Raw genomic sequence first — 445 nt, forward strand, 5'->3', positions numbered from 1 at the left:
CCCGGACTCCCCCACGATGCCCAGCGTCTCGCCCTGGTGCAGGGTGAACGACACGTCGTCCACCGCCCGCACCGCACCGATCTGCCGCTTGAACACCACTCCCCGGGTGAGCGGGAAGTGCTTCACCAGGTTCCGCACCTCCAAAATCGGCTCACCGTGCCGCGGGGAGCGCGCCGGCCCGGCCGCGCCCCGTTCCGCCGCACCGAAGGCGGTTCCGTCCCACTCCGCATCCCCACCGACCCCACCGACCCCACCGACCCCGTCGGCTCCGCCGGCTCCGTCGAGGTCAGCCATGGATGGTCTCCTTCCAGAAGTGGCAGGCACTGGCCCGACCGGTCAACTCCGCCCCGTCCACCTCGGTGACCTGGTACAACGCCGGCACCTCCGCCCGACACACCTCCCGCGCCCGCGGACACCGCGGATTGAACGCACACCCGGACGGAAT

General features: G+C 71.5%; 2 pseudogenes. Both read right to left on the minus strand.

Annotation, left to right across the window (positions count from 1 at the left end):
• A pseudogene (locus IF47_RS31835) lies at window positions 1-294 on the minus strand (hypothetical protein); the annotation flags it as partial.
• Window positions 287-445 (minus strand): annotated as a pseudogene (locus IF47_RS31840) (methionine ABC transporter ATP-binding protein); the annotation flags it as partial. The pseudogenes IF47_RS31840 and IF47_RS31835, both read right to left, overlap by 8 nt.

The organism is Streptomyces megasporus, from assembly GCF_000718985.1.
Taxonomy (GTDB): Bacteria; Actinomycetota; Actinomycetes; order Streptomycetales; family Streptomycetaceae; genus Streptomyces; species Streptomyces megasporus.